This window comes from Spirulina sp. LEGE 11439 (assembly GCF_059821285.1).
The window spans coordinates 1-22,293 of the sequence record NZ_JCAMRX010000046.1 but is presented as its reverse complement, the minus strand read 5'-3'; the positions used below and the strand labels follow the sequence as shown (position 1 = coordinate 22,293).

The following is a 22,293-nucleotide window of genomic DNA, read 5'->3' as shown; positions in this document are numbered from 1 at the left end:
ATGTTGGCAGAATGGTTTTTGGAGAACTCCGAATACTCTGAAAGACAAGGTATCAGAAGAGTTTGCTCTCATTAATTAACATTTTGTTACAAAAATCTCAGTTAACACTTACAAAAAAGGAAGAAGTATGAGAAAAAGAGATTTCGAGCAAAATTTGCTTGGTTTCAGTATTTGTGCTTAGGCTAAATCTATAAGTCAAAAATACCGTTTTGAGCCAACTTTATTAATTATATTCTGCTCCGTCTTTTCTGGATGTAGTGCAGATAACATCACCCTCAATTGCGATCGCGATCGCACCCACAAAGACAATTAAAATATTGTTTTTGTCAGTTATTTTCCTGTAAAAAAATATTAGGAATAGAAAGACGATTGGATTGAGGAGAACTTTGTCCTTCTTTCTCAGTTTTGGTATCATCTGTTACAGAAAAAGCATTCTTAACCTTTTTTTTTGTGGTAGAAAAATCATCTGCTGAGGGAGATGTTTCCGATACTGGGCGATCGCTATTATTCCCCGAAGAATCAATTAACCAACTCGTCGATGCGGGCATCTGTTGGCGACGGATTTTTGCAGGAATTAAGGCAGCCGGGACATTGCGTGTAACGTCTAGAGTTGGGGGCGATTTGACTCGAGTTTTGGCTTCCCAGATAAGTTTTCCTCGGGCTGGCGTTTTATGAGAAAGAGACAAAACCTGTGCAGAAACCGTCAGTCGTCGTTTGAGAGAATGGGCAACAAGGAAAACACTGCCAAAAATCAGCGTATCTTTGGGAACTCGTTCTAAACATAACGTGACCTCATTGGCCCCGGGTTGCAAGTGACGGGGAAAGAAGTCTAACCCGGCAATTTCATCAATAATTTGGCAAGGAAGCGGGACGACAATGCGGATTTTAAATTGATGTTCGCAACCGTGGGGGAGTTGTCCGAGATTTAACGCTTCGGGATAGTCCCAAATCCCCGTTTCTGTGGGAATTCCTACAACCATACCTTTGACCTCCACATTTTCAAAAGTAATATTTTTGCTGGATGCAACGCGGATCGCAGGTTGAGTATTTTGAGGATCCGTCGCTTCGATCCGGAGATTTTTCAAATTGACGCGATCGCTTTCGATCGCCATGACTGTCCCAGTTTTCCCCCAGATCGTCGCCCCTGCACCATCTAATGTGACAGGTTGACGAATGGTCACGGGGGCTTCATATTCTCCATTGGGTGGGAAAAGCGTAAAGTGTTCGTGAGGCGATCGCGCGTCGAGTTGTCCTTGTAAGGTCGAGGAAACTGGATTCTCTGACGATTTCTGTTTCCGTACCACAAATAAAGATTTCTTTAAATCTTCAGTGGTGGGTAATGGGTAATGGGTAATGGGTAATGGATTTTCAGAAACCGCAGTGCAATTTTCCGATCGACTGGTGACTGGTGACTGAAAAAACCGTTTAATTGCGTTGATTAGTCCAGACATAACATTTCTACCTCCACAATACGACCGTGGGGACTTTGAGAGAGTTGGAACCATTGACCGTGTTTGAGGGCGATCGCGTTACCGAGAGGGACGCTTTGTCCATTAGAAGCCGTGAGAGAAGTTAACTGCTGATTGGCCAGCCACCAACGGCCTTGGTGGACGGTACAGTAGGCTTGAGGGATGCAATCGCACTTCTCCCCCGGGGAAATATTGTCAAAAACGTGCCATTTAAAAAGAGAGAGGCGATCGTAAGCCATCACCTCACTGTCCCGCAGCCATTGACCCGGACGGCGTTGCGATCGCAAAATCAAATGAGGAATTGTTCCGGTTTGTTTCGTGTTGCAAAAAGGACATCTCGCCTGATTTTGCTGTTCTAAAACAAACCATTTACCAGAACATTGAGGATTTTGACAGGGGACGAGAGAATCCCAAGTTTTAGTTAATCCTCTCTCCCATTCCATCGCTGTCGGGCGCTTTTCAGGAGCATGAAGTCCCTCAATAAAGGCTTTTTCAAACAACCGACTCAAATAGGATCCAAATGCCGTATAAGGCAATTTAATCATCTTCGGGCGATTGGAAAAATCTCGGGGATGTTCGCCAAACAATGCCTTTTCTCCCATGCTTAAGCGATCGTCTTCTTCTGCGGAAACTGTCGAATGTATTTTCGGACCTTCTAAGGGATGGCGCTGAAATAAATATTGATAGATTAAGACAGCTAAAGCATGAAGATCGGTTCGAGTCGAAACGTGCTTGCGCTGGGGATGATCGACCGGTAAATGAACTGTAGTTAAAACTTCCGGAGCAATGTAGCCTCTTGTCCCTAAAACATCGGGAGGAAATAATCCCGGCACGACTAAAGAATCGATATCAATAATCAAGCATTTGCCTTGATCGGGATTCACCAACACATTTTTATTAGATAAATCTGAATGCGCTAATCCGGCTTGATGTAAGCGACGAATTGCTCTTGCTAAAAGAATGCAAATATTGAGATAATCAATCCATGTTCCTCGTTCTTCTGGAGATAACATTCCTCGCAATTTTTCACGAATAAACCAAGTACTTTCTTTTTCTTTCCCTTGGCAAAATCCCGAACTAAAGAAAAAATCTTGAGGATACGTTGGCGTGATAATTCCTAATTGAGGGCGGGTAACAATTCCCGTTGACCAGCAAAAAAGGTTTTGCCAATAATCTCCTGTCTCGCGATCTATGGTGGGATTATATCGCCCTAAAATTGCCTCGAGTCGGTTGATGCGATTGGGATCGGCGGCGAGGGCTTCGTCTTTATACAAACAGAGGACAGAAGCGCGATCGCTGGTAAAATAGACTTTTTTCATTGCCCCTTCTGCGATCGCATTGGGAATATACTCAATTATGCGCCCATCGGCTAAAGTTGCGGTTTTCATGTTGTTGGTTATTGGTTGTTGAAAATAACGAGAGTGCGATCGTCAAATGAGCCTTTCACGTGATAGGAATCTAACCAAAGTCTCAGATTTTTGGCGGGACATTTTTGAGGCTCGCTGTTTTGCCAATGTACTGCGGCTAATAAGGCTGGAGATGTTATTAAATCTTGCCAGCTAATCCCAAGGACTTCAGCATAGCGATCGCAAGAATAAAGAGATATCGTTTGCGGATTTTCTTCAGGAGAAATCAGGCGATCGATTTGGCTGTAAAATCGATCTTTTTCTGCATCTAAATCTGCTAGATTGCCGAGCTTAGTTGTGCTTAAGCGATCGATGATTTCTCCAGAATTTACATTGGGCTGAGAAATGATTTGATTGAGAACTAAATCTCCATACAAGCGGAACATTTCTGCGGCGGCGGGAAAATAATCATCAGCAACCCCATCGGTCATCACGAACAATGTTTTTAAAGGACTGAAAAAGGGAAAAGTTTTCCGCATTAAATTATCTCGATCGACCTTCCCCGGAGTCGTTAAAAACTCAGTTTGTCCGGAAAATTCACCGCGATCGGGCATTCCCAGTAAATGCAAATTATGATTGCGATCGAAAGCGACCGTTACACCATCTCCCACCTGACAAGTTAAAACCAAACTATATTCAGTATTTTTATAGTTAACTGTCCGATGAACGGCTAATAAGAGTGTTGCCGAGAGATCGTCATTATTAATATCTCGATGTCCGAGTATTTTGTAATATTTGGTATACTCAACTCGTTCTTTGACAGCATCTTCTACTGCCGCAAAAGCGACCTTCATCGCCTCATGCAAAGCAATTTGAATTTGTTCCAAATCTTCTTCTGCAAATGCACCACTCTCCTCATCTCTCTTAAACGTATCAACAGACCAATTTTGACGTTTTTGCAGTTTAACCCCCTCTAGAGCCTCTTCTAGATACTGTACAGCCGCCAAACAAGAGACCTTTGCACCCACGCGAGAAAACTTTTTCGATCCCGCCCCATCGGAAACGGCGACGATCTGCCAATCTCCACGGGTACTGAATTCAAACCAATCATCGCAATTCGTGCCGTCGTGCTTGTGTTTTTTCCCTCGTACCCTTGCCCCGATCGCTTGTAAACCGCCTGTCATTTCTGCAAATTGGCAAAAGGATTCTGAATGTAAATCCGGTTCGTGTTTGGGTAAAGGTTGATATTGCCAGATTGCCCGCGATCGCTGTGGAGGTGTTGGTTTCTCCCTCGCGATCTCATCTGCCATCACCATAATGAGCGGCGATCGTTCTGAAAACAATTTCCCCTCAACTGCAACTAAAGGATCGGCTGGAAAAACGAGAATAAGCGGCGAGATCGCCTCTGTCACCACCTTTTGCATCGTCCCGAGACTCACTTGACGCATTTGTTGCTCTCGGGAAAGAAATGCGATCGCATCCTGCCAAGCTAAATCGAGAATTTGCTCGCGATCGCTCAACGGCCTGCCCGGAAGATCGAGGTAATAGGCGAAAATATTTTGATAAAGTTGCGCCAAAACTTTGGGAACTTCGGCTGCTTGTTGAGGATGACAGCGCAGAAACTCAGCCCAAATCTCCTCATATTGAGATTTTGCTCGGCATCCGGACATGAGATTGAGTTTCTTTAAAATGGCACGTACTAATTCTTCTTGGCGCAGTTTCATGGAATACTCCCGATAAATACGCAACGATGGTAAAAGATTGTTGAAATTCTCTTCCCATTCATCAATTTTTATCGAGGCCTGCTCTATCTTCCAGATAGATAAAAGCAGGTTAAAGCAGGCGATCGAGCAGGTTTCAATTCCAGACACGATCGAGATCGCGATCGATTGTTGAGATAAATCATCAGAAAAGTCGATATAGATCGCTTTCTTAGAGGAGAACGATCGCTCTTTTTGCAGATAACGATCGTCACTTTATCCGATTCTTATCAGTGCATAATCTCTCATAAAGCGAGATGATGAAACTGTAAGCCATTACGAGGGAGACTGAGCGCCGCCGGGAAAATTCCGAACTTTTGCTGAGAAAATTTAGTGTTTTCCTCTAGAGACGGAATAAAATTAAGATGTGCTACCTTAGTAGGGGAGAGAAATTTAAAAATTTTTCTAAGAGCGAACAACAAACCTTCTCATATTTTTATTATCGAGGTTGTAGAAATGAATCGACTTATGAATGGATTAGCAATAACTTCAGCAGCGATCGCCGCTAGCTTTCTGGCAATATCTCCCGCTCTCTCGCAAACATTCGTTAGAACCGAATTAGTGCTTTCGGTAGATGTCTCGGGAAGTATTGATAACAATGAATTCAATATGCAGCGTCAAGGCTATGCCAATGCTTTTCGCAATACTGACTTGATTGAAAAAATTACTGGTTTAGACGGCGGAATCGCTGTAACTCTGCAATATTGGTCGAGTAATACTGCAGATGCTCTAGATTGGTTTCATATTACTGATGCGGCTAGCGCAGAGAGCTTTGCTCAAGCGATTGAAAATGCAACTAGACCTTTAGAGGCTACCGTGGGGAACGGTACGAATATTGCCGCTGCCATCACTTCCGCCACAGATTTATTAGCCAGTAATGACTTTGAAGGTCGACAAGTCATCGACGTATCTGCGGATGGTCGCCAAAATACAATGCTTAATGGTATTGGCCTTTGTGACCCTCAAGGGAATCTCCAAAGTCTCGATCCAGCCTGCACCAGTTTAGTAGAAGCGGCTCGCGATTATGCTGAGGGCAATAGTGCAACCATTAACGGTTTGCCCATTCTCAACGATGTGGTGGATCTCGATGCCTATTTTAATGATTTTGTGGTTGGCGGATCGGCATCTTTTCTGGAAGCCGCCTCTGATTTTGATGATTTTGAACGAGCCGTTGTTGCCAAAATCAAGCGCGAAATTTCCGTTCCCGAACCTTCTATTACTTTAGGCTTGTTAGCTTTGGGACTTTTTGGCGGCAGTTCTTTGCTGAAAAAGAAAGATGTTGCCTAATATCGAGGGAAAGCGATCGCCAAGCGCAAAAATAGATTGCTGTTAATGCGATCTCAACCGAAAAAGGGAGTTAAAGATTAACTCCCTTTTTCGCTATTTTTATATTTTCTGGATCTTCTCGCGATCGCTCTCTCCTTATGCTGGTAAAACTTAACTTTTTATAGTTTTGCTCTTGTCAAATTAAATTGTATCTTCGATACTAAAGGCAGCGCTGAAATTTAAGACAGCTATCTGTTGAAGTATTTTGAGGATTGCAGAGGATGAATAGAAGTTTTGCCAGACTGGGAGCCGGACTGGGGACAACAATGACAGCGATCGCAATTGGTATGCTTGCTTCCTCTCCTTCTCTTGCCGGTACTTTAGTTAGTACGGAATTAGTGCTGTCGGTCGATGTCTCGGGAAGCGTCAATCCTAGAGAATTCGATCTTCAACGCCAAGGCTATGTCAACGCTTTTCGCGATGCCGAACTCATTAGCCTGATTGCTGGGTTAGAACATGGCATTGCCGTAACCATGCAGTATTGGTCAACGACTCCCGCCGCCCCTCTCAACTGGTATCACATCACCGATGCTGCCAGTGCCAACGCTTTCGCCGATGCGATCGCCGCCGCCCCTCGCCCGGCGGGAAATTTCACGAATGTTGCTGCCGCGATCGATTCCGCCGCGAATTTGCTTTTAAGCAACGATTTTGAAGGCGATCGCAAGGTTATCGATGTTTCCGGGGATGGCGGTCAAAATAGAACGTTTGCAGGAACGAGCTATTGTTCTCCTCTTGATGGCGGTCGCACAAATCTCAATCCGGCTTGTACGGGTTTAGTGACTTCTGCTCGCGATGCCGCAGTTGCGGCGGGGATTACCATTAACGGGCTGCCTATTCTCACAGATATTCCCAATTTAGACGACTATTTTCTCAACACTGTCATTGGTGGAGATAACGCATTTGTTCAGGCTGCCGCAACCTTTAGCGATTTTGAGACGGCAGTGAAAACTAAAATCAAACGCGAAATTATCCCCGACCCCAAGCCAGAAACCGTTCCCGAACCGTCCCTAACTTTAGGGTTACTATTGGGATTATTGGGAGGAAAATCTCTGCTGAAAAACCGACGCGATCGCGCCTAACTTTTTCTGCATCACCATCAGAAAAAAAGCGTGCTTGGGCGATCGCGATTAACCAATCATTGAGATTAAGAAGCGATCGAAAGAAACGGACTCATCTCTTCTCAATCTTTTAAAGTATTTCCTCTCATCAGAGTTATTAATTTTTTTAAGATTTTCTTGTCAAGGTACTCAATTTTTGTTAATTTTTTGACTGAAATTAAAAAATCGTGCATTCCACCCTTAAAAGTCTAGACTATCTGCAAACAAAAGAGTAGACGTGTTTCTTACCTTTTATTTTCCTACTAAAAATAAGAGTCAGCCTCATAATTGTTACTTTTCCCAGCCCGAGAGGTTATAAGCTAAAAAGAATACGCCGCAGATTTGGGTTAAAGTCTACTGATGACTGAATACAAAACTAAGAAAAAACGCCGTTTCGTGATGTCAATCGCGACGGTACTCGGTTTAACAACTGGAATTGGGAAAATTGCTCCAGTTGAAGCCAATATTATTACTCTACCTGACGGAACGGAATGTACGGGAGATTTTCAAGGCGGGCAGCTGAATGGTCGCGGTCGTTGTAGCTACGGCAATGGCAATGTTTACGAAGGGGAATTTCGCGACGGGGAGGAAAATGGACAGGGTTTATTTATCTATACCAATAGCGATCGCTATGAAGGACAGTTTCGCGACGGTTCTCGCAATGGTTTTGGCGTGTTTTATTTTGTCAATGGCGATCGCTACGAAGGACAATTTCGCGACAATAAACGCAATGGCATCGGTCGCTTGGTTTTTGCCAATGGCGATCGTTATGAAGGTGAATTCCGCGATGACAAACGCAACGGTCGCGGTATTTTTTACTTTGTCAACGGCGATCGCTATGAAGGTGAATTTCGCGATAATAAACGCAGTGGAGAAGGTCAATTTATTTTTGCCAATGGCGATCGCTATGAAGGTGAATTTCGCAGCGATCGCCGCAACGGTCGCGGCGTTTTGGTCTTTGCCAATGGCGATCGTCAAGAAGGAATTTGGGTTAACGATGAATTAACGAATGAGGTGGTTGATTATATCGAACAAAGCCGCCGTAAATCCTTTGAAGATTACTTTGGCAATCGTATTAATACAGAAGAAAAGAACATTTCTCTAACGGCAATACAGAAGCATTTAGAAGCGATCGAACGTCAAACCGGACAAAAATTGGCGTTAATTTATACGACAAGTCATAGCGATCGCTTAGAACTCATTGCCATTACCGCTCGAAGTTATCCTCTAATCGAACGAGTCGATAATTTAGACCCCGAACAGATCCTCAGTGTTGCCACAGAATTTCGCCGTCAGATTACAAGCGGTAAAACTCGAACGCATCGCAGCTATTTACCTCATTCTCAACAACTCTATCAATGGTTAATTGCCCCGATCGCAACTCATTTAGAAACTCAAGAAGTTGATACCCTGCTCTTTTCTCTCGATACGGGTTTGCGAGGCCTTCCTCTTGCTGCTTTACATGACGGCGAGCAATTTTTAGTTGAAAAATATAGCTTTAGCGTTATTCCCAGTTTTAGTCTAACCAATACCCTCTATAGTTCGTTGGATAATGCTCGAGTTTTAGCAATGGGAGCCTCTCAGTTTCGCGAAAATATCCCTCTGCCTGCCATTCCTTTAGAATTAGCCCTCACCCAGCGATCGGGAGAAGAGAATAAAACATTTCTCAATGAAGAATTTACCCTCGAAAATTTACAATTACAGCGCCATCTTTTTCCCTTTCAAGTTATTCATCTTGCCACCCATGCCGAATTTAAACCGGGACATCCGGGAAATTCTTACATTCAATTATGGGATCGCAAACTTACCCTCCCGGAATTAGGTCAACTAAGTTGGAACAATCCTCCGGTGGACTTATTGGTATTGAGTGCCTGTCGTACTGCTTTTGGAGACGAGGAAGCTGAGTTAGGATTTGCTGGACTGGCCTTGCAAACGGGAGCAAAATCCGTTCTAGCTAGCCTTTGGTACGTTAGCGATCGCGGAACCCTCGCACTGATGGGCGAATTTTACGACAATTTAGCCGCTCTTGCTTTGAAGTCGGAAGCCTTGCGACAAACTCAACTCGCTATGTTACGCGGAGAAGTTATCTTAAGCGAGACGCTTTGGAAAGAGTTAGAAAGAAATCCGGGTTTGGCTCCCGAGGCGATCGCCATGCGAAACGCCAGACTTTCCCATCCTTATTATTGGTCGGGATTTACACTCATTGGCAGTCCGTTATAGTTTTTGGTGATGGGTTATTGGTTATGACGGCAAAAAAACCACAATCATTCACTATGAATCTTTATTCTCTCGAACTAAGCGGAATCCAAAGAGAATATGACGGGAAGTAATAGGACGAGTATGTCGATAAGCACCGCGACAAAAACCCGGGAGATCGTCCCAAGAACACCCTTTCAGAATAGAGCGAGTTTGCAAACCTCGTTGAATGAGGGTTTCCGTCCATTCAAAAACATTGCCCGACATATCTTCCACTCCGTAAGGACTTTGACTTAGGGGATAGGCTGCGATCGCACTGGTATGCCAAAGCTCGCTTCCTCCAAAGTTGGTTGCGTCGTTTTGCCAGCGATCGCCCCAAGGAAAATAACGTCCGTCTGGCGATCGAGCCGCTTTTTCCCATTCTTTTGCTGTAGGTAAGCGATAAATATATCTGTCTTTTTGACTTTTCCAATTCGCAAAAGCGCGAGCATCTTCATAAGAAATCAAAACAACGGGGTGTTTATTTTCTCCTTCGGGATAGTTATTATTTTTCCATAAATAGGGTTGAACTTCTGTATACGGATGGACGAGAAATCCTTGTTCTTGATATTCGGCTTCGGATATTCCGGGAGAATGATATTCAGTTTCTTTGACAAAGATTTGATACTCTTCATTGGTTATTAAATTACGACCAATACAAAAGTCGGGGAGAAAGGTTGTTTGGCGAGAAGGTTCGCCCGCAAACCAACGTTTTTGGCGTAATGCTTTCTCTTCTTGGGGAATATCGGCGGGATTTTTTGCCGCAGCGATCGCAGAAATTTGGTAAGCATAATCTCGTTCTGTGCGATCGCTTCCTGAAATAAATTCGCTTGCAGGAATGAGAATAAATTCGCCATCATCACCACAATTGGCAATCTCCTTTTTCTTCGTTTTGGGAGACTGACAACTCATTAAAAGAAGTATGACAAGCGTAATCCCGATGAACTTGTTCAACGACACAAAAAATATCAAGAAATGACAGAATTTAGAGAATCTTCAAGCGTTAGGGGTGCGAGAAATTTTCCCGACACCCTTTTATCAATTATCAATTGTTTGGAGAAGAAAAAAGAGGATCGCGATGAGGGCGATCTCCAAGCAGAACATAAGGAAGTTCGTGTTCTCCTTGATAAACTTGTGTGGGACGGAAGATGCGATTTTCACCAATTTGTTCTCGCCAATGTGCCAGCCATCCTGCCACCCGAGCGATCGCAAAAATAGGGGTAAACAAATCCGTAGGAATGCCTAATTTGCGGTAGACCAAACCGGAATAAAAATCCACATTGGCATAAATTCCTTTATGTGCCAATTTTTCCTCGACAACTTTTTCTAATTCCACCGCAATATCGTAAATGCGATCGCGCCCGCGTTGCTCGAACAAGCGTTCTGCTAAACTCTGTAAAATCGTCGCTCGCGGATCTTTGACTTTATAAACCCGATGTCCGAAACCCATAATTTTCTTCTTGTTGGTCACGCAATCTTCAACATAAGCGCGGACATTTTCGATCGAACCAATTTTATGTAACATGGCAATCACTTCTTCATTGGCCCCCCCATGTAAAGGTCCTGCCAATGTTCCCACCGCCGAAGCGATTACGGCATAAGGATCGGTCAGGGTTGAAGATGTCACCATCGCCGAAAATGTAGACGCATTGATCGTATGTTCGGCATGAAGAACCAAACAAACATCAAAAATTCGCGCCGCGACGGGATCGGGAATTTGCTCGGTGAGCATATATAAAAAGTTGGTGGCGTAATCGAGTTCGTCTCGAGGTTGAACGGGATCGCTGCCTTTCCGCATCAATTTAAATGCGGCAACCATTGTGGGAATTTTCGCCAGCAAGCGAACCACGGCTCCCCAAATATAGGCGGGATCGTTAAGGGCGCGACGAGCGTAAAACAGCCCTAACGCTGCCGCCGATGTTTGTAAGGCATCCATCGGATGTCCCGTTTCTGGAAAACATTTCATCATGTCGCGAATACGGTACTTGATGCGACGATGATTGTAAATATCTGCTTCAAAGGTGGCAAGTTCTTCTTTTGAGGGTAGATGACCCCAAATTAAAAGATAGGCGGTTTCGAGAGAGGTACTTTTCTGTGCCAACTCTTCAATCCGAATACCGCGATATTCGAGAATTCCCTGCTTTCCATCTACATAGCTGATCCCCGAACGTGCGGCGGGGATATTTTCTAAGCCCGGAATATATTCACAAACTGTCATATCTCTACCAATAAATCGCGAAAATTTGCTAATAATCTTTTAAATTAACCGAAAAAATAATAATAATCCTGTTTTCTCCCAAAGTCTTTGGATTTGCTCATTTAAACTCAACAATTCTTTAAACTAATTTACAATTATTGATACTCAAAATAAATTTCAAATAAACCATTTAGGTGAAGTCAATAAGAATAACTCACTATTGCCAATAGGCGTTCCGTTTTCAAAAATTCTCACGCCCATGATTCCTGCTTTTTTGACAATTAATTTTTCTTGAGTGTTACCCCAAGTTAAAATTTCTGCCCAATTGCCCAAATCGGGCTGATGTCCGACCAGAGCGACGCTATGATAGTCTTTTTTCAACACATACCAATTGACCCAAATATTGATATCGCCGTTGGGGGCAAGAGATTCAAAGGGTTCTACTTTCTTGCTTAATTTTGCTTCTTGGAGAATTTGTGCTGTTTGCATTGCCCTCACTAAAGGACTGGTGAGAATGAGGTCAAAACGAATATCGAGATCGAATAAGCGTTTGGCAACTTTCCTTGTTTTTTTGCGCCCGATATCGGTGAGGGGACGTTCTGCATCAAGGGAATATTCGGTGCGATCGCTGGCAATCCCGTGGCGGATTAAATAAACATTCATAAAGATGAATAAAGATGAATTAAAATGAATTAAAATTTAGTCTCAGAGATTTAATTCTAGCTCGGGATTGGCGATCGCATCGAAGGTTATCTGACTTAATATTTTAAGTTTATTGAAGAAATAACTATTGGTTTTGTCTGGTGTAAAGGTGACAATATTACTCCGAAAGAAATAGAATTTTTCTGGGTCTGGATTGGGTAAAATCGGGGATTTTGCTTTTTTGACTGCTTGGGTTTGAATTTGAGTATCTTGTTTTTTAGGGTCTTGTTTGTCAATCTCGCTTTTTTCTAATTCATCTAAGAGATCGAGAGTTTCGAGTTCGTCTAAGGAGAGTTCTGTTGGTTGGCGATCGGGTTTTGTCGGGGAGATTTTTGAGCGATCGCTTTCTTCTTCTGGAACTACTGATAATCGATCGGGTTCGTCAAGTTCGAAAATCCACTCATTTTCCGGGGTTTCTGCCTCGAGTAACAATGCCATTTCTGCGGAGAGGACGGGAGGGAGGGCTAATTGAGGAGGAACGACAAATAAATCGGATTCAAGAATGGAAAAAATGCGACTCAATCCAGCATGAGCGCGAATAATGCTCAGGGCGGAGGTTGTAAAATGAAGTGTCGAGGCTAAAGATGGACGTTGGCTCAAACGTTTCATTTTCTCTGGAACGGTTTCTCGTTCGATCTGCCAACTGCGAATACCTGCATTTTTCCGCAATTCAATGCGGGAAAATAGGCCAAAAGGCTGAATGGGGGATTGTTTCTCTCTCTCGGCGATCGCATTTTCTTCCAGACGTTCGAGGTGGGTATAAGCGGGAAAATAATCTGGTAATTTGCGAGAAATCAGGCGCTCGAAATCGCTGCTAAAATGAGGGGCAGGCTGGCCGCGACGTTCCCAAAGGGTGAGAATTTGTTCGACAGAAATGACCTTGTAGCGACCTTGATAGAGGGCTTCGATAGCAGCTAAGCGAATCCAGTGAGGTTCGTACTTTTCCAACCATCGCGCCACGAGTTCCGTACTCATATATCCCTTGGTATCGAATCCATAGCGATCGAGGAGGGCTAAAGAGCGAGCGATATCTGATTGGCGAGAAAATTCCGGACTGGTCATACTTTGAGTGATCGCGATCGCTAGAGTTGCTCAAGGAAAATAGCCAGAAATTGAGCGATCGGGCATTTCCTTCAGCCTACAATCTTTTTACCACAAAAAATCTAACAAATTCTTTGGACAACAGATTTACGAATGTTCCCATCAGTTTATGAGTGCGAGGCTTGTCCGCTCGGTCTTTCATCCTTTCATTGCTCATCGCGAGTATCGGCCGGGGTTTTCGCCGCTTCGGGAGTTGAGAATCGTTTTCCTCAATGCGATCGTCGTACATTCTCAAAATGCCGTGAGGAAGACACTCCGTTGACTTTGTTAGCATAGATCCAGAGATTATCCCTCTTTTATATTTTTCCCGCAAATGGGAAGAGCGATCGAGGTAGGGTGCAAGGATGAAGCATTTAATACTTAATATTTGCAATGAGAATTGGATTTTTACATCATTTTTTGACAGCGATCGCCGCTTTTTCTAAACGTTGGGGATGGGGTGGCAAGCCTACTCCTGTTTTACCTCCAGTGGTGGTTCCGGCTCCTCTACCCAACAATGAAGCCGATCGCCTGAAAGCCTTAGAACAATACCAAATTCTCGATACCCTGCCAGAGCAAGATTTTGACGATTTAACGACGATTGCAGCGCAAATCTGCGGGACTCCCATTGCGCTGATTAGTTTGGTCGATCGCGATCGCCAATGGTTTAAATCTAAAGTAGGATTGGATGCGGAGGAAACCCCCAGAGATGCCGCATTTTGCGCTCATGCCATCCTCGAACCACAAAAGGTGATGGTGGTTGCCAATGCCCTAGAAGACGAGCGATTTCAGCGCAATCCTTTGGTTTTACAATATCCCGATATTCGCTTTTATGCCGGTGCGCCTCTGGTGACTCCAGAAGGACTGCCCTTGGGGACGTTATGCACGATCGATCGCCAACCTCGGGAATTAACTTCAGAGCAGTTGGATGCCCTACAAGCCCTCAGTCGTCAAGCGATCGGGCAAATGGAACTTCGGCGCAATAATTTCAATTTAAAGGGAGAAATTCAGCAACGGAAACAGGTAGAAATCGCATTGCGGGAGGAAAAAGCAAAATCAGAACGATTGTTATTAAATATTCTGCCTCAAGCGATCGCGGAACAACTCAAAGATAAACATGAATTAATTGCTGAAAAATATGAAAATGTCACCATTCTTTTTGCTGATTTGGTAGATTTTACTCGCTTTTCGACGCAAGTGCCGCCTCAAGAGGTGGTTACGCTTCTCAATGAAATTTTTTCCCGTTTCGATCGCCTGACGGATCGTTACGGTATGGAGAAAATTAAAACCGTGGGAGATGCTTATATGGCAGTTGCTGGCTTGCCTCAACTCAGCCAAAATCCGGCTGAGCAAGCGGCAAATTTAGCCCTCGCCATGTTAACCGCGATGGAGGAATTGAATGCGGAGAAGCCTTATCAGTTCGATCTGCGAATTGGTTTGAATTCGGGAGAAGCGATCGCGGGAGTGATTGGCGAGAAAAAGTTTGTCTATGATATTTGGGGGGATGCCGTTAATACCGCAAGTCGCATGGAATCCCTCGGTATTCCGGGAAAAATTCAGGTGTCCCAAAGGGTTTGCGAACAATTAAAAGATCGGTTTAATTTTGAAGAACGAGGGGCGATCGAAGTCAAGGGCAAAGGCATGATGAAGGTGTATTTTCTGAATGGCCTATCATCTATCTAGATTCGGCTTCATCCATTAAAATAATGCGCCGTTGGTTGGGAGCTAACATTGCACTTTGTTCCTGCATCACGGTTAAGGCTTGAGAAGGGTCAAAACTGCGATTGAGATTGGCACGCAGGCGGGTTACTTTGTACTCAGTATCGCGGACTTCCATGCGAATCGCTTGTACTTTTTCTCGTTGTCCCCAATAGTAGGGAAATAAATTGCTTAAAGCTGCGATCGCTACCACCGACAAGCCGCCGTTAATCGCAATTTTGATTATTGTTTCCATAGCAAGAGCGGCATGGTTGCGGCTCTTGGGTTTTGGACGAGAGGAATAAGCACGAGAAGAATAGACACGAGACTCTCGGTAACGAGACTTCGATACTTTGGGGGGCGTACCGGGATGTCTGAGTTTTTGGGCTGTTTTCATTGAAGTTAACGTCTCGTGCTAACGGTACAGATACAAGTTGAGATAGGAAAAATCCTATTTTGAGGCTTTTTTGATTCTATACAAAAACTTCTCAATTGACCAATATTGAGACAATTCTAGAACCCATGTACTTTTTATCATCGCCATTGCAACGAACAGCGAACAATATCTCTACTTTCAAAATCATAAAAATTATTCTGTTCCCAACATTTGTAATTGATACAAACTGGCATATATTCCGCCTTGTGCTAAAAGCTCATCATGGTTGCCAGATTCAACTAATTGACCGCGTTTTAAGACTAAAATGCGATCGACATTGCGAATAGTGGACAGACGATGAGCGATAATAATAGCCGTGCGTTCTTCTAATAATCGGTCTAAGGCTTCTTGGATGAGTCTTTCTGTTCCCACATCCAAACTCGCTGTCGCTTCATCTAAAACTAAAATGCGAGGATCGCGAATGGCAACTCGCGCAAAGGCAAGGAGTTGTTTTTGTCCGCCAGATAGATTAGTGCCTCGCTCTCTTAATTGCGTATCATAACTTTGAGGGAGTTGGTCGATAAAGTCTTCAATGTTGGTCGCGATGGCGGCTTGTTGGATCTCTTCAAAAGAATAACTTTCTCCTAAAGTAATATTGCGTTTGACATCCCCAGCAAATAGGAAACTTTCTTGCAGAATCACTCCAATATAACGTCGTAATTGCGCTTGACGTAAATCGCGAATATCGATTCCATCGACGATAATTCTACCTTTACTGGGTTCGTAAAGGCGACAGAGAAGGCGAATGATCGAACTTTTTCCGGCTCCTGTCGGTCCGACTAATGCGACTTTTTCCCCCGGACGAATGGTAAAGTTTAAATCTTGGAGAACGTATTCGTCGGGCTTGTAGCCAAACCAAACATTTTCAAAGCGAATTTCTCCCGGTTTGTTCTGCGATCGCCATGCAGATCCTTCTAAAAATTGACTCTCGGTATTTTCGCTCGGATCGCGAATTTCGACAGGTTCATCCATTAATTCGCCGATGCGTTCGATCGCGGTAAATCCCGATTGAATCATGGTGAATTTTTCTGCAAATCGCCGCAGGGGATCGAACAAGCGTTGCGCGTATAAAATGAAGGCGGAAAGGGTACCAAAGGTTAAAGTATCTTGTAAAACGAACAGTCCTCCCATCCATAAAACTCCTGCTACGGCAATAAAAGAAATAAATTCCAAGGTTGCAGAAACTGCGGAATCGTGAAAGATTGTTTTATCGATTTCTTGACGATATTTTTGATTGATGGAGCGAAACATCTCGGAATTAAAGCGTTCTCGGCGAAAAAGTTGCACGATATTAATCCCGGAAATGTTCTCCGCTAACATAGAATTAAGTTTAGAAAGCTCTTCTCGGGCGAGATAGTTGGCTTTGCGATATTGTTGTTGAAAAAAGACGATCAAGGCGGAAACGGGAATGAGCAACAACAGTAACATTGTGGCTAATTTCCATTCCAAGGCAAAAATGGTAAAAACGATGACAACAATGTAAATAATATCGCTGAGAATTCCGATCGCTCCCGTGGCAAAAACATCCCCCAAGGCTTCTACATCACTGGTAATTCGCGTGACTAATCGTCCAACGGGAGAGCGATCGTAAAAGCGAGAGGCAAGGGATAAAACATGAGCAAATAAATCTTCTCGCACTCCTGCCGTAATTTCTTGCCCTACCCGTTGCACGAGATATCCTTGTAGGGAGACAAAGGCAAGGCGAATGGCGATTGTTACCAGTAAAATTTTAATTAAGGTGCTGATGCCAGTCGATAAAGAGACTCCTTTTAAGATGCTCCAAGTAGGTTCGTCTTGCAAAAGAGAGATTGCCTGTCCGACAATTAAGGGTTGAATGACTCCAGCGATCGAAACGGGGAGCAAGAGCAACATGGAAACGAGAAAGATTTTACCATTGCGGCGAGCGTAGGGGATCAGTCGCAGAAATAGCCGCCAATCGTTGGGACGCGAGGATGAGGAAGGCTTATCTTCAAGGGAGGTGGGAGAAGTTGTCATGGAGAAACGAGAGGCGATCGCAAAAGTAGAGGATAAAAAGGTTAATCAGATTGTATCGAATCCCCAGTAAAAATAATTAATGGCATAAAAAGCATTTGCCATTGTCTGCGATCGCATTGATGGTTTTTCCTGTGATATCAAATTGGAGAGAAGGAGCGCGATCGCTTCTCAATTTTTGTTATGATGCAAAAGTATTACCTATAATGATGGGACAGATGCTCGTTACGAGTTAGAAGATGGGAGACTATATATTAATGACGACTTCCTCAGACCTCTCCCGTAAGCTCCGCCTGCCTAGCAAGTTCAGTGAATTTTTACGGGAGTTGACACGCTCTCAGGCTTAGTTTTGCAAGGATTTAGGGTTTTAGCTTAACCCGAACTCAAGTTACACTATTATCCCAATTTTGAATTGCTGCTTGTTTTTGTACACGATCTAAGCTATACCTAGAGAGGTATAATTTCAAGAGTAAAATTTCATCAAGATTTTTTTACGAGAAGATATGACAGTTAAAACTCTAATTCAAACTCGAAACAAAACCTTAGCCAGTCTTCTGCAAGATACAGGAGTTGAACCAGAATATACCATCGATCCCAAATTACTCACTGATGAATTACTGAAGTTGGCTACAGGTAAGACTGGCAAGCCAGAAGCTTATGAAGAAGATACGGGTTTAATTCTTTACCCAGACTCCATTTTGGCAGTCAAATATTACGAGCGAGATGGTCTGGCTTTACCAGATACTGAAGACGAAGTATATACTTATCTAGGAGGATACGAATCGACAATTGCAGGTTTAACTAATGCCGATCTTCTCATTACTTTTCAAGCCATTCAAGCTAATGCAGGTGAGTGGTCAGCCTTAGAAACCTCTATCATTGACATTTCAATTAAGTTAGATGCCTTTTCTCGTGAGATGACTAGCGACGGAAGGAGAATTTGTGATTTTTTAGAAGATATTATTCTGGCTCACATAGAAATTGGCGATCTCGATCCCGAGCAATTAGAAGACCCAGAATACGTACAGGGAATTCTTGAAGACCTTGGCGAAAGTCCCGAAATAGCTGAAGAAGAAGCCTCAAGACTAGAAATCTCCAAAAGGATGATCGATGACTTAACAGAAAAAGCCCAAGGTTACTATGACGTAGCCAATGTCTTATTAGGTAATCTCCAAACTTTCAAAGAGGGATTAATTGCCTGTTCTAGTGATGTCAACTCAAAAGAAGAGCTTTGCGATCAATTAGACATTGAAGGAGAGCTAGAAGATGCTAAAGCTGAACTAGATGAAATGAATGCTCGTCTTCAAGATTTACAAGCTCAATACGATAAATACGTTGGTCTGTGTTTTACTGGCGTTGTCGGTGGTGTCATCGGGATCACTATTACAGGTAGTATTTACGGCAAAAAAGCAGCAGACACAAAAAAAGAAATTAATGCTCTCAAGGCAGAAATTGAAGCACTAGAAAATACTATCGACGGACTGAATAAACTATTGGGAGCAATTACAACTCTTGATACTTCTTTAGAGAGTCTTTTTACAGTCATGATTGAAGCAGAAGTAGGCCTCAATCAAATAGTTTTAGCATGGCAGGTTATTGTGGAAGACCTCAAGATTTCCGCAGATGCTTGTGAAGCTGTAGAAAACTCGACAGATGTTTTCGATCTTTGGCTCAACTTCTTGGATACTGTCGATCCTTGGGAAAACATTGGTGGCAACGCAGTAATGGTCACAAATGCCTTTAATGATGCCTTAGAAGAATGGGCTTCACAACAAAATAATTAATCCCCAAGCTGACAGTTTTTGCTACGACAAAATGCAATTAGTTTAGCAGATTCATCAACAACTAGCTTTAATTTAAGAGAGGATAGTGAAAAGTAGCCAAATAATTAAACTTTTAGTTCTCTCTTAATTCATTAACTAAAAATTCTCAAGTTCATTAAATCTTAAAGGAATAGAATCAAAATGACTGCTCAAATCTCTATCAAAAATTCCCTGCTTGAAGTTAGTATCAGTGCGATGGAAGATAGTTCAAGAAAAATAAGAGATGCTTACGATCACTTAGGCGAGACTCAATACGATGACTTTAAAAGAATTTGTGGAAACATCAAAGACGATGTCATAGAGACTCTTGATCTGGCAAAAGATACCATTATCGAAACTAGAGCACTATTGAATAATACAGCTTCTATCGAACAAGTCAATGAATTAATTCATGTCAAAGAAGAAGAGTTAGCAGCAGCAACAGACCCAGGGGAGCAGGCAGAAATTCAAGAAGATATAGATAAATTTCGCGAAAAAGGAGACCCTCAAATTACAGAAAAGCTAGGCCCCATTGACGAAAAAGCAAATAGTTTAAATTATAAAGCTGGCGAAGTTGAGCTATCTGATTTCAAATCTCAGGTAGAGGAAGAAATTGCCGAAATCAACCAAGAATTAGCTGAAACAATTGAGCCTAATATTGAAAAATACGAACAATTAATTCAAGAAACTCAGGAAGACTATGACGAAATTTCCGAGCTAATGCACATTATGGAAGAAGAAGGATTTCTCGATTTTGTTTCTGACACTATACCTACACCAGAAGAAGTCGCAGCGATGATTGAAGGAGGAGCAGCTAATCCTTACTATGCTGCCATAATTGCGGGACTCCAAGTTTGTACAGAATTAATTGATGAAATTGGTGATGGCTTCAACTATGCTCAATTAGAACAAACAAGAGATTATCTTTATCAAAAATTACAAAACTATCAAACCGAACTTCAAAATTGGCAAAACAAAAAACAGCAAGCAGAAATAGATTTAAACGATTTAGCCAATATCAATATCATTGAAAGTGAAAGATTTGTCTTTACCGCACAAGTCAGAAATTTGGCAGAATCTTATACTACGTTTACTCAAACAATTCGTAATCTTCTGGAAACTGAAGTTAATTACGACAAAATCTTGCAAGACATGGCAGATATGATTGTTTATCTTGATAATGTTTTAGCTTCTTAATTGATGCTGTTTTTGTTACAGAATATTTCAATTCAATTTAGTACAAAAAATAGAAACAATTGAAATCATTGGGCATTAAGGTAGGCATTGCCCACCTTGCCAAAAATCATGTTTTTTCGTGTTGTGTCTTTACCAAAATTCTCAATAAAGATAATGAGTGAAACAAAAACTAAAACAACTAATACTTTTACAGTTGAAGACCTTTTAAGAATCAAAGAATATTCACGCATAGCGTCTCAAATGCCTTACTACTTAGAAGATGTTATTACTTGTTTGGGCTATGAAAATTCACCTTATGAATCTTTAAGTCCTGAAAGCTTCCAAGAATTATTCCAAAACATTAATAACAATGGTAGATATTGGAATAGCCAAGTGGAAAAAATCTTTGAAGAGCGTCTGACTGCTATGATGAATTTATATCATCAGCATATTGATAGCCTAAATAATGCTTTGCAACTACTTAACGAAATGATAGATAACAATGAACTAGGAGATATGACTCCTGTTAGTAAAGCTATCAGGGATTGCTGGTACGATATGATTTATGAAGTCGAGAAAAATGATACAACTTGTCAAAAATTAGAACAGTTTAAAAATCAAGCAATGCAAACTAGCAGCGATATTCAAACAAAGTTAGACTTGGCAGACAATATTGACGATAGCGATATCAAAAAATTTCTCTTCGATCTTAATGATGAATTACGACTCATAATTAATTTTTCAACTGAAGCAGAAATAAGTGCTAATAATCTCTGGACTGAATGGAGAACCATATCAGAGCAACTGGAAATTGCCAAAAACGCTGCTGATAGCATTTCCGAACAAAGTGATGTAGCAGATCTATATATAGCTTTACTAGATATTGTCGATGGATTAAATGTTACCTACGAAGAGACACAATATATGCTGGATTGTTTTACTACTGCCGATAGTCGTTATGAGAGTGAGTATCCAGGCAAAATTGCTCCTTTAGGTAGCTACATTGATAATAGTCAAAATATTACTTTGCTGCTTAAGGCAGAATGTCAAACCGCAAGTGGCTCTTGGCAACACTCACAAATTGACATCACTAATCTCGATCCTATAATGGATTTGATTGCCAATGAAAATGGACAATTAACTTTACAAGAAGATGGTAGCAATCCTTATGAAGGCTACTGTTATTATCCAGCAGGAAGCTATAGACAAAGTTCTAGAAATATGGAGATCATTTTAACTGCAGAATGTGCAGTAAGTTCTAGTTCTTTTAATGAGAGTACATTTTCTTTGACAGATGAGTTTATCATTACCTTAATGAATAATAATGGTGTTTTAAGTAAAGAAAACTAAATTCGCTGACTAATAACCAACATAGGAATTTTTGTACCAGAAATACAAGCATTTTCTCTTATCCACAACTTGGAAGGTTAGTTCAGGGGCTTTTTTGCTAAGGATTGCTTCTTCTAAGGTTTTGGAGGGACTTCTGCCTGCTTGATTTTTATAAATCTTCCAAGTCATGTTATTGAGATGTTTTCTTTCAGTCCTCAAGGGATGACAAGGAGGCTGAAAGGCTGACAGGGAAAGCAGTTGGATAAATGTCCCCAAAAAAGAATAGAGTTGTCTAGACAGACAACTCAAAAACAAAAATGTTCCCCGAATTATACCAGAAAGTCATCAATATTCACCTGAATGAAAGTCAAAGGTTAACTTTGCAATTGTTGATAATGCTCTTACAAAGCTATAGAAATGTGAGGTTGTCACGATTAAAGGATTGCATGCTCTTTCCCTTATCCAATCTGCTTTATAGCTTGCTTGTCACCCCTCAAGGTCATGACGCGATCGAGGTTAAATCGTCGCTTAGCTTGTCCAAATTTTCCTTCTATTCCATTGTGAATACTCTCATCTTCTCTGGCTTGTTCTTTTACAGATCAAATAAAAAAGTCAAAAGCTCTCGTATACACTACGAGAGCTTTTGTA

The 22,293-nt window shown here is 42.2% G+C and carries 16 protein-coding genes and 1 pseudogene; 7 read left to right on the top strand and 10 right to left on the bottom strand.

Translation table 11 applies throughout. The annotated features are described in order from the left end of the window. Positions 1-326 precede the first annotated feature (326 nt). The 3 genes from AC6RV6_RS23225 to AC6RV6_RS23215 are packed head-to-tail and all read right to left on the bottom strand — an operon-like array spanning position 327 to position 4,539. Positions 327-1,451: a hypothetical protein gene (locus tag AC6RV6_RS23225; protein WP_500243263.1), complete on the bottom strand. Its 1,125-nt coding sequence runs from the start codon at positions 1,449-1,451 to the stop codon at positions 327-329. Then, on the bottom strand, positions 1,439-2,857 hold the full coding sequence (locus tag AC6RV6_RS23220) for a protein kinase domain-containing protein (protein ID WP_500243262.1): 1,419 nt from the start codon (positions 2,855-2,857) through the stop codon (positions 1,439-1,441). The genes AC6RV6_RS23225 and AC6RV6_RS23220 overlap by 13 nt, the downstream gene beginning before the upstream one ends. A gap of 8 nt (positions 2,858-2,865) precedes the next feature. Further along, positions 2,866-4,539 carry a PP2C family serine/threonine-protein phosphatase gene (locus tag AC6RV6_RS23215; RefSeq protein WP_500243261.1) on the bottom strand — a complete coding sequence of 558 codons (1,674 nt, stop codon included), beginning with the start codon at positions 4,537-4,539 and terminating at the stop codon, positions 2,866-2,868. 492 nt (positions 4,540-5,031) lie between these two features. Between AC6RV6_RS23215 and AC6RV6_RS23210 the strand changes: the two genes are divergently transcribed. The 3 genes from AC6RV6_RS23210 (at position 5,032) to AC6RV6_RS23200 (ending at position 9,218) form a co-directional block, all read left to right on the top strand. Further along, positions 5,032-5,862, top strand: a complete 831-nt coding sequence (locus tag AC6RV6_RS23210; protein WP_500243260.1) for a DUF1194 domain-containing protein — start codon at positions 5,032-5,034, stop codon at positions 5,860-5,862. A 260-nt stretch (positions 5,863-6,122) separates the two neighbouring features. Then, a complete protein-coding gene (locus AC6RV6_RS23205) occupies positions 6,123-6,980 on the top strand; it encodes a DUF1194 domain-containing protein (protein WP_500243259.1) in 858 nt (285 codons plus the stop codon). Positions 6,981-7,358: 378 nt separating this feature from the next. Then, positions 7,359-9,218 carry a CHAT domain-containing protein gene (locus tag AC6RV6_RS23200; protein WP_500243258.1) on the top strand — a complete coding sequence of 620 codons (1,860 nt, stop codon included), beginning with the start codon at positions 7,359-7,361 and terminating at the stop codon, positions 9,216-9,218. A gap of 51 nt (positions 9,219-9,269) precedes the next feature. Here AC6RV6_RS23200 and AC6RV6_RS23195 read toward each other — a convergent pair whose 3' ends face one another. The 4 genes from AC6RV6_RS23195 to AC6RV6_RS23180 form a co-directional block, all read right to left on the bottom strand. Beyond that, a complete protein-coding gene (locus tag AC6RV6_RS23195) occupies positions 9,270-10,145 on the bottom strand; it encodes a formylglycine-generating enzyme family protein (protein ID WP_500243257.1) in 876 nt (291 codons plus the stop codon). Positions 10,146-10,278: 133 nt separating this feature from the next. Next, positions 10,279-11,451: a citrate synthase gene (locus tag AC6RV6_RS23190; protein WP_500243256.1), complete on the bottom strand. Its 1,173-nt coding sequence runs from the start codon at positions 11,449-11,451 to the stop codon at positions 10,279-10,281. A 156-nt stretch (positions 11,452-11,607) separates the two neighbouring features. Next, a complete protein-coding gene (gene sixA, locus AC6RV6_RS23185) occupies positions 11,608-12,093 on the bottom strand; it encodes a phosphohistidine phosphatase SixA (protein ID WP_500243255.1) in 486 nt (161 codons plus the stop codon). Between the two features lie 42 nt (positions 12,094-12,135). Continuing rightward, positions 12,136-13,194 (bottom strand): hypothetical protein, encoded by a 1,059-nt coding sequence (locus AC6RV6_RS23180; RefSeq protein ID WP_500243254.1) that lies wholly within the window; start codon positions 13,192-13,194, stop codon positions 12,136-12,138. A 411-nt stretch (positions 13,195-13,605) separates the two neighbouring features. On the opposite strand from AC6RV6_RS23180, the gene AC6RV6_RS23175 reads away from it, so the two are divergent. After that, positions 13,606-14,895 (top strand): adenylate/guanylate cyclase domain-containing protein, encoded by a 1,290-nt coding sequence (locus AC6RV6_RS23175; RefSeq protein WP_500243253.1) that lies wholly within the window; start codon positions 13,606-13,608, stop codon positions 14,893-14,895. Here AC6RV6_RS23175 and AC6RV6_RS23170 read toward each other — a convergent pair. Both AC6RV6_RS23170 and AC6RV6_RS23165 read right to left on the bottom strand, forming a co-directional pair. Then, the gene (locus AC6RV6_RS23170; RefSeq protein ID WP_500243252.1) at positions 14,888-15,307 is read right to left on the bottom strand and encodes a slr1601 family putative cell division protein; all 420 of its coding nucleotides are present in this window, start codon (positions 15,305-15,307) and stop codon (positions 14,888-14,890) included. The genes AC6RV6_RS23175 and AC6RV6_RS23170 overlap by 8 nt on opposite strands. A gap of 192 nt (positions 15,308-15,499) precedes the next feature. Continuing rightward, complete coding sequence (locus AC6RV6_RS23165) at positions 15,500-17,341, bottom strand: ABC transporter ATP-binding protein (RefSeq protein WP_500243251.1); 1,842 nt, start codon at positions 17,339-17,341, stop codon at positions 15,500-15,502. Between the two features lie 500 nt (positions 17,342-17,841). Here AC6RV6_RS23165 and AC6RV6_RS23160 point away from each other — a divergent pair, with 500 nt between their 5' ends. The 3 genes from AC6RV6_RS23160 to AC6RV6_RS23150 all read left to right on the top strand — a co-directional run bounded on the left by AC6RV6_RS23160 (position 17,842) and on the right by AC6RV6_RS23150 (position 21,666). Next, positions 17,842-19,122: an alpha-xenorhabdolysin family binary toxin subunit A gene (locus tag AC6RV6_RS23160; protein ID WP_500243250.1), complete on the top strand. Its 1,281-nt coding sequence runs from the start codon at positions 17,842-17,844 to the stop codon at positions 19,120-19,122. A gap of 180 nt (positions 19,123-19,302) precedes the next feature. Further along, entirely contained in the window at positions 19,303-20,337 is a 1,035-nt protein-coding gene (locus AC6RV6_RS23155; RefSeq protein ID WP_500243249.1) for an alpha-xenorhabdolysin family binary toxin subunit B, read from the top strand. Positions 20,338-20,490: 153 nt separating this feature from the next. Beyond that, the gene (locus AC6RV6_RS23150; protein WP_500243248.1) at positions 20,491-21,666 is read left to right on the top strand and encodes a CVNH domain-containing protein; all 1,176 of its coding nucleotides are present in this window, start codon (positions 20,491-20,493) and stop codon (positions 21,664-21,666) included. A gap of 476 nt (positions 21,667-22,142) precedes the next feature. On the opposite strand, the pseudogene AC6RV6_RS23145 reads toward AC6RV6_RS23150, so the two are convergent. Beyond that, positions 22,143-22,238 (bottom strand): annotated as a pseudogene (locus AC6RV6_RS23145) (transposase); the annotation flags it as partial. Positions 22,239-22,293: the final 55 nt, after the last annotated feature.

Bases quoted from the DNA above. Each gene is read 5' to 3' on its own strand.
- AC6RV6_RS23225 (WP_500243263.1), bottom strand. From the start codon at position 1,451: ATGTCTGGACTAATCAACGCAATTAAACGGTTTTTTCAGTCACCAGTC.
- AC6RV6_RS23220 (WP_500243262.1), bottom strand. From the start codon at position 2,857: ATGAAAACCGCAACTTTAGCCGATGGGCGCATAATTGAGTATATTCCC.
- AC6RV6_RS23215 (WP_500243261.1), bottom strand. From the start codon at position 4,539: ATGAAACTGCGCCAAGAAGAATTAGTACGTGCCATTTTAAAGAAACTC.
- AC6RV6_RS23210 (WP_500243260.1), top strand. From the start codon at position 5,032: ATGAATCGACTTATGAATGGATTAGCAATAACTTCAGCAGCGATCGCC.
- AC6RV6_RS23205 (WP_500243259.1), top strand. From the start codon at position 6,123: ATGAATAGAAGTTTTGCCAGACTGGGAGCCGGACTGGGGACAACAATG.
- AC6RV6_RS23200 (WP_500243258.1), top strand. From the start codon at position 7,359: ATGACTGAATACAAAACTAAGAAAAAACGCCGTTTCGTGATGTCAATC.
- AC6RV6_RS23195 (WP_500243257.1), bottom strand. From the start codon at position 10,145: ATGAGTTGTCAGTCTCCCAAAACGAAGAAAAAGGAGATTGCCAATTGT.
- AC6RV6_RS23190 (WP_500243256.1), bottom strand. From the start codon at position 11,451: ATGACAGTTTGTGAATATATTCCGGGCTTAGAAAATATCCCCGCCGCA.
- sixA (WP_500243255.1), bottom strand. From the start codon at position 12,093: ATGAATGTTTATTTAATCCGCCACGGGATTGCCAGCGATCGCACCGAA.
- AC6RV6_RS23180 (WP_500243254.1), bottom strand. From the start codon at position 13,194: ATGACCAGTCCGGAATTTTCTCGCCAATCAGATATCGCTCGCTCTTTA.
- AC6RV6_RS23175 (WP_500243253.1), top strand. From the start codon at position 13,606: ATGAGAATTGGATTTTTACATCATTTTTTGACAGCGATCGCCGCTTTT.
- AC6RV6_RS23170 (WP_500243252.1), bottom strand. From the start codon at position 15,307: ATGAAAACAGCCCAAAAACTCAGACATCCCGGTACGCCCCCCAAAGTA.
- AC6RV6_RS23165 (WP_500243251.1), bottom strand. From the start codon at position 17,341: ATGACAACTTCTCCCACCTCCCTTGAAGATAAGCCTTCCTCATCCTCG.
- AC6RV6_RS23160 (WP_500243250.1), top strand. From the start codon at position 17,842: ATGACAGTTAAAACTCTAATTCAAACTCGAAACAAAACCTTAGCCAGT.
- AC6RV6_RS23155 (WP_500243249.1), top strand. From the start codon at position 19,303: ATGACTGCTCAAATCTCTATCAAAAATTCCCTGCTTGAAGTTAGTATC.
- AC6RV6_RS23150 (WP_500243248.1), top strand. From the start codon at position 20,491: ATGAGTGAAACAAAAACTAAAACAACTAATACTTTTACAGTTGAAGAC.